At 72.3% G+C, this 9,586-nt stretch carries 7 protein-coding genes; 2 read left to right on the forward strand and 5 right to left on the reverse strand.

What is annotated here, in order from left to right; translation table 11 throughout:
• Positions 1-40: 40 nt before the first annotated feature.
• The 5 genes from AC6EI4_RS10250 to AC6EI4_RS10270 form a co-directional block, all read right to left on the reverse strand.
• Positions 41-1,477 (reverse strand): serine/threonine-protein kinase, encoded by a 1,437-nt coding sequence (locus AC6EI4_RS10250; protein ID WP_498451377.1) that lies wholly within the window; start codon positions 1,475-1,477, stop codon positions 41-43.
• Positions 1,478-1,621: 144 nt separating this feature from the next.
• Complete coding sequence (locus tag AC6EI4_RS10255) at positions 1,622-3,409, reverse strand: IucA/IucC family protein (RefSeq protein WP_498451378.1); 1,788 nt, start codon at positions 3,407-3,409, stop codon at positions 1,622-1,624.
• Positions 3,406-3,951 carry a GNAT family N-acetyltransferase gene (locus AC6EI4_RS10260; RefSeq protein ID WP_498451379.1) on the reverse strand — a complete coding sequence of 182 codons (546 nt, stop codon included), beginning with the start codon at positions 3,949-3,951 and terminating at the stop codon, positions 3,406-3,408. Before AC6EI4_RS10260 ends, AC6EI4_RS10255 begins: the two co-directional genes overlap by 4 nt.
• Entirely contained in the window at positions 3,948-5,249 is a 1,302-nt protein-coding gene (locus AC6EI4_RS10265) for a lysine N(6)-hydroxylase/L-ornithine N(5)-oxygenase family protein (RefSeq protein WP_498451380.1), read from the reverse strand. Before AC6EI4_RS10265 ends, AC6EI4_RS10260 begins: the two co-directional genes overlap by 4 nt.
• Positions 5,249-6,679: a pyridoxal phosphate-dependent decarboxylase family protein gene (locus AC6EI4_RS10270; RefSeq protein ID WP_498451381.1), complete on the reverse strand. Its 1,431-nt coding sequence runs from the start codon at positions 6,677-6,679 to the stop codon at positions 5,249-5,251. The genes AC6EI4_RS10265 and AC6EI4_RS10270 overlap by 1 nt, the downstream gene beginning before the upstream one ends.
• Before the next feature lie 246 nt (positions 6,680-6,925).
• Between AC6EI4_RS10270 and tyrS the strand changes: the two genes are divergently transcribed.
• Complete coding sequence (gene tyrS, locus AC6EI4_RS10275; RefSeq protein ID WP_498451382.1) at positions 6,926-8,194, forward strand: tyrosine--tRNA ligase; 1,269 nt, start codon at positions 6,926-6,928, stop codon at positions 8,192-8,194.
• Positions 8,195-8,203: 9 nt separating this feature from the next.
• On the forward strand, positions 8,204-9,238 hold the full coding sequence (locus AC6EI4_RS10280) for an alpha-hydroxy acid oxidase (protein ID WP_498451383.1): 1,035 nt from the start codon (positions 8,204-8,206) through the stop codon (positions 9,236-9,238).
• The last annotated feature ends 348 nt before the right edge of the window (positions 9,239-9,586 follow it).

The raw sequence follows: 9,586 nt of genomic DNA on the forward strand, positions 1-9,586 counted from the left end.
CGCGCACAGACTATGCGAGCCGGCGCGAGTGCGGGCCAGGTCAGCTGAGCTCCTGGGCGATCAGGTACTCGCCGTCCTGGTAGACCAGCTGCAGCGTCACCTGATCGCTGGTGCGCTCGCCGTTCTTCTTCGTGTAGTCCACGGAGTAGTTCACCGTCATCGCCTCGGGGTCGGCGCTGGCCTGGGTCACTCGGGCCGACGCGATCGTGCTCCAGAAGCCGCTGTAGGAGCCGAAACCGCGACTGCGGCCCTGGAACTCCGGGGTGAGCCACCGCCAGGTCGTCTTCGGGTCCGAGGTCACCGTGGCGAGGTAGTCGGCGACGAAGCTCTCCATCTCCTCGGCCTCGGGGCCCTCGGGGGTCGGCGGCGCGGTGTCGCTGGGCGTAGGGGTGGGGGTGCTCTTCTGGGAGGGGGACGCCGACGTGGTCGCCGGTGCGTCGGCCCGGGCCCGCTCACCGTCCGGGGCCCCGTCGTCGCTGCTCAGCGCGAGCCACCCGACGACGGCGACGATGGCCAGCACCGCGACCGCGGCGAGCGGGACCAGCCAGGGGCGTCGTCGTCGGGACGGGTCGGGCGCCGGAGCGGGCACCGGAGCAGACACAGGAGTAGGCGCAGGAGCGGGCGCGGGCTCCTCGCGGACGATCGGCTGGAGGGCGGTGCGCTCGTCCGCCGCGACCGGGACGTCCTGTCGGGCGCAGACCTCGGCGAGGAACTCCTTGACCTGGGCCATCGACCAGCGGCGCTCCGGGTCGTGGGCCATCGTCGCCTCGAGCAGCGGGGCGAGCGGCCCGGCGTCGTCGAGGCGGGGCGGCTCCTCGTTCACGATCCGGTACAGGGCGCCCATCAGGTTGCCGGTCACGTCGTAGGGCGGGTGGCCGGCGAGGGCGTGGAAGCAGGTGGCACCCAGCGACCAGACGTCGCTGGCGTCGTTGGCCACCTGCCCCCTGGCCACCTCGGGCGCGAGGTAGGCGGGGGAGCCGGTGACCAGACCGGTCTGGGTGAGCGAGGCGTCTGCCTCCGCGCGGGCGATGCCGAAGTCGGTGAGCTTCACCTGGCCCTGCTGGGTGACCAGGATGTTCGAGGGCTTGACGTCGCGGTGCACGATGCCCGCGGCGTGCGCGGCGGCCAGGGCGTCGGCCGCCTGCAGCAGCAGCGGCGCGGCATCCTCGGGGGAGAGGGGACCCTCGCGCCGGACCAGCTCGGCGAGGGTCACGTTCTCCACGTACTCCATCACCAGCCACTGCTGGTCGTCGTGGGTGACGAGGTCGAAGACGGCCACCACGTGCGGGTGGTTGAGCATCGCCGCCAGGCGGGCCTCACGGGCGGCGCGCTCCAGGTCGGCCGTCTCGGTCCCCGGCGCCATCCCGATCCGCTTGAGCGCGACCGCGCGGCCGAGCACCTCGTCCCGTGCCAGCCAGACTGCGCCCATCCCGCCGCGCCCGACCTCGCGCTCGAGGGTGTACCTGCCTGCGATCAACGTGTTCGAACCTTCCGCGGGGAATCGGGCGTGCGGCAGCCCCCTCGCTGAGGATGCCGACTCCCTGTGTACCCCCCGAGCGTGCGCGGCACACACCCGGCGGGGCCGGTCGGCCCCGCCGGTGTGCGTGCGGCGAGACGAGGCTCACTGTGCCAGGGGGTTCTCCAACGGCCCGGCCAGGGCCAGCGCGCTCGACGGGTCGCCGAGGTCCACCATCTGCTGGTTGTTGCGCAACTGGAGCCGGTTCATGCACATCCGCGGGATCCGGGCGGCGAACAGGTCGTGGCCGGCGAAGCGCTCGGCGAGCTCGGGGTGCGACGCCTGGTAGCGGCGCGCGCAGGCGGCCGCCTCCGCCCAGAAGTCGTCGGCGCCCAGCACCCCGGCCTCGTCCAGCAGGCCGGCGAGGAACCGCAGGAAGCAGTCCATCACGTCCGAGAAGATGGCCAGCAGCTGCTGCTCCTCGGGCAGGTCGGCGGCGATGCGGCGCACGTCCTCGGGGAGTTCGTCGTGAGGGTGCGCGGCGGTGGCGAAGAGCCCGACCTCCTCGCCGATGTCCTTCATCACCACGCGCACCGGCACGTGGTCGCGCAGCACCAGGATCAGGTTCTCGCCGTGCGGCATGAAGACCAGCCCGTGCGCGTAGAAGCAGTGCAGCACCGGGACCAGGTACGCCTCGAGGTAGCGCCCCACCCAGTCGGCCGCGCTCAGGCCGGAGGCGCGCACCAGCTCCGCGACGTACGGGGTGCCGGCGGCGTCGACGTGCAGCAGCGAGGCCATCGTGGCCAGCCGCTCCTGGTCCTCGATGCGGTCCAGCGGGCTCTCGCGCCACAGCGCGGAGAGCATCTTGGTGTACGGCGAGGGGCCGGTGCGCCGGGCCACCTCCTCGTAGACGGGGTGCCGGTAGCCGATCGCGGCGACCTCGCGCAGCACCGAGAACCCGTGCCGGGCCAGCTCCTCGTCGTCGCGCACCAGTGCGTCCACCCAGCTGTTGATGGCCGGCGTGACCGCCATGTAGGCCGGCGACAGGCCGCGCATGAAGCCCATGTTGAGCACCGAGAGCGACGTCTTCACGTAGTGCCGCTCGGGACGGTCGGTGTTGAAGAAGGTGCGCACCGACTGCTGCGGCTGGTAGGCGTCGGCCCCGGTCCCCAGGTGCACGATCTCGTGGGCGGCGACCTGCGGGGCGAAGGTGACCGCGATCTTCATCCGCCACTGCCAGGGATGGCACGGCAGGAGCAGATAGTCGTCCGGGTCCAGGCCGAGGTCGCGCAGCCGCTTCTCGAAGCCGTCGAGCTCCTCGGGGGCGAGCTCGCCGGCCAGCAGCGCCCGCTGGTCCTCCAGGCCGGCCACGCCGGCGTAGGTGGCCAGGTCAGCGCGGACCGCCAGCCACTCCAGCCGCAGCCGGGCGCCGGTCTCGGGGGTGTAGGCGTGGTAGTCGTCGACGCCGAAGCCGATCCGGCCGTTGTTGGCCACGAAGCAGGGGTGGCCCTCGCTCATCGCCGCCTCCACCTGCTGGAAGTCGGCCTCCAGCAGGTCGGCCGACGTCGGCGCCTCGGGACGCAGCTTCCAGGCGCGCCCGGCCAGCGTGGAGGCGATCTCCTCCAGGTAGGTCGGCAGGACCGTCTCGCTCAGGCCCAGGGACTCCTGCAGGTCGAGCACGAAGCGCTGGGCGTCGACCGGGGTGTCGCGCCCGTCCGCGACGCGGCGCACGGACTCGGCGTCGACGATCCAGTGGTCCAGCGGCAGCCGTCGCGCCCGGTAGCGCCACTGGGCCGAGCCGTCGTCCGCGGCGACCTGCCAGCCTCCGTCGCCGTCCGGCTGGGGGTGCAGCAGCTCCTCGTGGGCGAGCTCGGCCAGGGCCTTGGCCACCTGGGCGCGGTGTGCGGCGGCCATCCGCTCCGGGGTCAGGTGCCGGGTGTCGGCGGTCGTCATCGGGTCCTCCTGTGGAATGCCTCGCGGGTGCAGAAGCTGAGCAGTGCCTGCTTGTCCGACAGCGTGATCACGCGCTCGACGAGGAAGCCCATCGCCGCGTTCAGGGCGTGGACGCGCTCGTTCTCGGCGTCCGGCTCGACGACCACGCGACGTACCGCCGGGTCGGCGAAGCACTCCTGCAGCACGGCCTCGATCACCGCCCGGGTGAAGCCGTGGACCGGTCCGGCAGGGCCCGGCGGAGCCACCAGGAAGTGCATCGCCAGGTCACCGGCGCACAGCGGCGCGTGCTGGGCCAGCTCGTGGTGGGCGGGGTCGTAGGTCTCCATCAGGAAGACGGGCTCACCGTCGAGCAGACCGATCCGGGCGTCGTGGTGCGGGTTCGCCGCGATCGCCGCGTACTCGCGCCGGACGTCGTCGCGGCTGGCGCCCTGCATCCCCCAGAACACCGAGCGCTCGTGGGTCACCCAGCCGTGCAGCAGCGCCAGGTCGTCGCCGAGGCGCAGCGGGCGGGTGCGGAAGGTGGTCACGGTGGTCGCGGTCATCGCACGAGCTCCTTGCTGCTCGGGGCGGGCACACCGAACTCCTGGAAGGCGACGCGTCGCTCGACCGGGTAGGGCTCGTGTCCGAGCATCCGAGCCAGGATCACCGAGTTGCGCCAGGCGCCCATGCCCAGGTCGGGGGCGACGAGCCCGTGGGTGTGCAGCTCGGCGTTCTGCACGAAAATGCCGGCGCCGGTGGTGTCGATGGCGAAGTCGGGGCTCGCCAGCGGGCGGCCGCGCTCGTCGAGGTGGAGCCGGTCGCGCACCGGGGCCAGGAAGTCCGGCAGCCGGCCGGAGTAGCCGGTCGCGAGCACCAGCGCCTCGGTGTCGAGCCGGTAGTCCTCCTCCAGCTCGGTGTGGTGCACGTGCAGCCGGTGCCGGACCCCGTCGTGCTCCACGGCGGTCACCTCGGCGGCGGTCAGCAGCTGCGGGGCGACCGCGTCGGTGAGGCTGCGCCGGTACAGCTGCTCGTGCAGCTGGTCGACGAGCTCGCCGCTGATGCCCTTGTAGAGCCCCGCCTGGGAGCGCAGCAGCCCGGCGCGCCGCTCGGGCGGCAGCGACTGGAAGTGCCGGCTGTACTCCGGCGACGTCAGCTCCAAGGTGAGCTTGGTGTACTCCAGCGGGAAGAAGCGCGGGCTGCGGGTGACCCAGCGCAGCTGCTGGGTGCGCGGGGCGTGGGCGAGCAGGTCGCTGACGATCTCCGCGGCGCTCTGCCCGCTGCCCACGACCGTGACGTCGTCGCGGGCCAGCAGGTCCTCGCGGGCGTCGAGGTACCCGGCACTGTGGGTGACCGGGCCGGGGAGGTCGCGCAGCGCGTCCGGGACGTACGGCGTGGTGCCCACGCCCAGCACGATCCGCCGCCCGTGGTGCACGTGCTCGCTGCCGTCGCGGGGGTCGGTGCTGCGCACGGTGTAGCAGCCGGCCCCCTCGTCGAAGGTGACCGCGACCACCTGGCGGTGGAACGTGATCGAGCGCAGCCGGGAGACCGCCCAGCGGCAGTAGTCGTCGTACTCGCGGCGCATCGGGAAGAAGGACTCCCGCACGTAGAACGGGTAGAGCCGGCCCTTCTCCTTGAGGTAGTTGAGGAAGGAGAACGGGGAGGTGGGGTCGGCCATCGTGACCAGGTCGGCCAGGAACGGCACCTGCAGGGTGGCGTCGTCGAGCATCATCCCGGGGTGCCAGCGGAACTCGCCGCGGGCCTCGAGGAAGACGCCGTCGAGGTCCGGCAGCGGCTCGGCCAGGCAGGCGAGGCCGAGGTTGAACGGCCCGAGGCCGACGGCGACGAAGTCGTGGACGTGCATCAGGCGACACCTTCCTCGCGGGCGGCCAGGCAGGCCCGGGCGTGCCCGCGCACCAGATCGAGGACGTGGTCGACGTCGCCGAGGGTGGTGGCCGGGTTGAGCAGGGTCAGCTTGAGCCAGGTCCGGCCCTCGAGCTCGGTGCGCGCCACCGCCCCCAGGCCGCTGCGGAAGAGCAGGTCGCGGGCGGTCTTGTTGACCTCGTCGAGGACGTGGGTGTCGACCCCGGACTCCTCGAAGCGGAACAGCACCGTGCTCAGGTCGGTGTCGGTGAGCACCGCGAAGTCGGGGTCCCCGCAGAGCCCTTCGCGCACGTCCGCGGCCAGGTCGATCACGGTGTCGAAGAGCTCGCCCAGCCGGTCCGGTCCGAGCACCCGCAGCGTCATCCAGAGCTTCAGGGCGTCGAAGCGCCGGGTGGTCTGCAGGCTCTTGTCGACCTGGTTGGGGATCTCCTCGAGCACGTCGCGCTGCGGGTTGAGGTACGCCGCGTGGTGGGTCACGTGGCGCAGCGTCGCCACGTCGGCCACGATCAGCGCGCTGGACGCGACCGGCTGGAAGAACGTCTTGTGGAAGTCGACGGTCACCGAGTCGGCCCGCTCGATGCCGGTCAGCAGGTGCCGGCGCCGGCGCGAGGCCAGCAGCCCTCCGCCGTAGGCGGCGTCGACGTGCAGCCAGACGTCGTGGCGCCGGCAGGCGCGGGCGATCGAGGGCAGCGGGTCGATGCAGCCCAGGTCGGTGGTGCCGGCGGTGGCGACCACCGCCATCGGGTGCAGCCCCTCGGCGCGCAGCGCGACCAGCACGGCGTCCAGGTCCGCGGCGTCCATCCGGCCGACCGCGTCGGTGGCGACCGGCACGACGGCGTCCTCGCCCAGCCCCAGCACCATCGCCGACTTGCGGCTGCTGAAGTGGGCGTGCCCGGTCGTCACGATGCGCAGCGCGGACAGCGCGGCTCCGGCGGCGAGCGCCTCGCCGCGGGCCAGCAGCAGCGCCTGCATGTTCGACTGGGTGCCGCCGCTGGTGAAGACGCCGTCCGCGCGGGGGCCCAGGCCGATCCGCTGGGCGGTCCAGTCGACCAGGCGCCGCTCGATGTGGGTGGCGGGACCGCTCTGGTCCCAGGTGTCCATCGAGGAGTTGACCGCGCTGGCGATCACGTCGGCCACCACCGCCGGGATCGCGACGGGGCAGTTCAGGTGTGCCTGGTAGTGCGGGTGGTGGAAGTAGACCGCGTGGTCGAGGTAGACCTCGCGCACCTCCGCCAGGGCCGCGGCGGTGTCGCGCAGCGGGGTGTCGAGATCGATCGCGGCGACGTCGCGACGGCCCGCGTCGGGGGTGGTGCCCGAGAACGGTCGGGTGACCGAGGCGAAGGTGTCGGTGACCAGGGCCCGGGCCAGGTCGAGCTGCTCGGCGAGGGCCTCGGCCGAGGTGGCGTCCACGAGCGCCGGGACGGGACGTCTGTCGTCGCGGCCCTGGGACGCATGGTGCCTGCGGGTCGTGACAGGGGATGGGGGGAGTGCCGAGCTCACGTAGTCCTCCGAGATTGGTTAGGTTAGGCAAACCTAACCAGACCCGAGGTGGGGTATGTCAACCGTCTCGCCGCGTGCGTCGCGGCCGATCCCGGGGGCCCGTGGGCAGTGGGGCAGACTGGGTCCCGACCGCTTGTCCGACCGGAAGGAAAGCCCGTGACCGCCCAGAATGTCCTCGACGAGCTCGAGTGGCGTGGCCTGATCGCCCACTCGACCGACCGCGACGCGCTCCGCGCGGCGCTGGCCGAGGGCAGCGTGCGGTACTACGTGGGCTTCGACCCCACTGCCCCGAGCCTGCACATGGGCAACCTGGTGCAGATCCTCACCGCCAAGCGGCTCCAGGACGCCGGGCACACGCCGTACGCCCTGGTCGGCGGCGCCACCGGGATGATCGGCGACCCGCGCGACTCCGGGGAGCGGACGCTCAACTCGCCGGAGACGGTGGCCGACTGGGTGGCCCGGGTGCGCTCCCAGATCGAGCCGTTCCTGGCCTTCGAGGGCGAGAACGCCGCGACCATGGTCAACAACCTCGACTGGACCGCGCCGCTGTCGACGATCGACTTCCTGCGCGACATCGGCAAGCACTTCCCGGTCAACCGGATGCTGGCGCGCGACGTGGTGAAGAGCCGTCTCGAGGCCGGGATCAGCTACACCGAGTTCAGCTACATCCTGCTGCAGTCGATGGACTTCCTGCAGCTCTACCGCGACCACGGTGTGACGCTGCAGTTCGGCGGCTCCGACCAGTGGGGCAACCTCACCGGCGGCGTCGAGCTGATCCGTCGCTCCGAGGGCGGCAAGGCCCACGCCTTCGCCACCCCGCTGATCACCAAGACCGACGGCACGAAGTACGGCAAGACCGAGGGTGGAGCCCTGTGGCTCGACCCCGAGATGATGTCTCCCTACGCCTTCTACCAGTTCTGGCTCAACGTCGAGGACGAGAAGGTCGGCGAGCTGCTGCGCATCTTCACCTTCTTCTCCCGCGAGGAGATCGAGGAGCTCGACCGGCAGACCGCGGAGAAGCCGTTCCTGCGCGCGGGGCAGAAGGCCCTGGCCGAGCACGTCACCACCCTGGTGCACGGCGCCGAGGAGACCGAGCGGATCAAGGCCGCCTCCGCGGCGCTCTTCGGCAGCGGCGACCTCGCCACCCTGAGCCCCGCCACGCTCGGCGCCGCACTGCGCGAGGCCGGCGCCGTTCGCCTGGACGGCGCCGAGGCGCTGCCCAACGTGGTGGAGCTGCTCGTGGCTACCGGCCTGTCCAAGAGCAAGGGCGACGCTCGCCGTACCGTCTCCGAGGGAGGCGCCTACGTGAACAACGTCCGGGTCAGCGACCCCGAGCACGTGCCCGCCCGTGCCGACCTGCTGGGGGGCACCTGGCTGGTCCTGCGTCGCGGCAAGCGCAACCTGGCCGGCGTCGAGATCGGCTGAGGAGGCGGCGTGAGCGGGTGGCCCGAGTCCCTGGAGGCCCGAGCGCAGTCCGTGCTCGCGCCCGAGGTCTTCGAGTACGTCGCACAGGGGGCGCGCGAGGGCGTCACCACCCAGGAGGCCACACCCGCCTGGCGCCAGGTGCGCCTGCACCCGCGGGTGCTGCGCGACGTGACCAGCGTCGACCTCACCGTGAGCCTGCTCGGCCACGACCTGGCCGTGCCGTGGGGCGTGGCGCCGACGACGTTCCAGCGGGCGGTGCACCCCGACGGCGAGCTGGCGATGGCGCGCGCCTGCGCGGCCGCCGGCTCGCCGATGGTCGTCTCCAGCAACGCCGGCACCTCCTTCGCGGCGATCGGCGAGACCGGGGTGCACTGGTGGCTGCAGGCCTACCTGCCCGCGGACCGGACGCTGGCCAAGCCGCTGCTGGCGCGCGCCGTGGCGGCGGGCGCGCAGGCCGTGGTGCTCACCGTGGACACCCCCGTCGTCGGCACCAAGTACCAGCGTGGTGAGACCAGCGTGTGGGAGAGCGTCGACGCCGGCCTGCTGCGGGTGAACTTCGACGCCGGCTACGACGAGCAGCCAGGCTCGGAGAAGGCGCCCGACCTCGGCCCCCACGACATCGGCTGGGTGGCCGCCCTCACCGGCCTGCCCGTCGTGGTCAAGGGAGTGCTCCGCCCCGACGACGCGGTGCGCTGCGTCCAGGCGGGCGCGGCCGCGGTCTGGGTCTCCAACCACGGAGGGCGCCAGCTGGACCGGACGGTCTCGACCGCGGCTGCGCTGCCCGCGGTCGTGGACGCCCTCGGCGACACCGCGCAGGTGTACGTCGACGGGGGAGTGCGCACCGGCCTGGACGTGGTGACCGCGTGTGCCCTGGGCGCCCGGGCGGTGTTCCTGGGGCGCCCCGCCCTCTACGCGCTGGTCGACGGGGAGGACGGGGTCGCCGCCTGGCACGCGGAGCTCGCTCGGCAGACGACGGAGGCCCTGAGGCTGTCCGGCAGCCGAAGCGTGGCCGACGCACGAGGACTGGCCGACCCGGGCCTCTGACCTGCGAAGACGGGACACTGGCCCGCTTCAAACCTGACTGTGCCCGGCGTCACGTGGCCCCGAGTTGCCCACCAGGTCAGGCCCGGTCTAATGTTCTGTCTGTCGCCGAGAGCGGCGGGGAGCAAGGCCCTGAAGAGGGTGCGGGCTCCCGGCTCTCAGGTCGGCCCCTTTCGCTGTGTCTCCGGTTTGACCGGGTGGTGCGGATCGGGTAAGTTTCTGCAGGTTGCCCCGGCGCCTGATCGTCACCTGATGGTGGTGGTTGGGGTGGTGCGCGTGTGATGTTTGAGAACTCAACAGTGTGTCATATTAGTCGACGAATTAGTTTGATGCCTCGTCGATCACCTTTGG

The organism is Nocardioides sp. Z43_10 (assembly GCF_059766615.1).

Bases quoted from the DNA above. Each gene is read 5' to 3' on its own strand.
- AC6EI4_RS10260 (WP_498451379.1), bottom strand. From the start codon at position 3,951: ATGACCGCGACCACCGTGACCACCTTCCGCACCCGCCCGCTGCGCCTC.
- AC6EI4_RS10265 (WP_498451380.1), bottom strand. From the start codon at position 5,249: ATGCACGTCCACGACTTCGTCGCCGTCGGCCTCGGGCCGTTCAACCTC.
- AC6EI4_RS10255 (WP_498451378.1), bottom strand. From the start codon at position 3,409: ATGACGACCGCCGACACCCGGCACCTGACCCCGGAGCGGATGGCCGCC.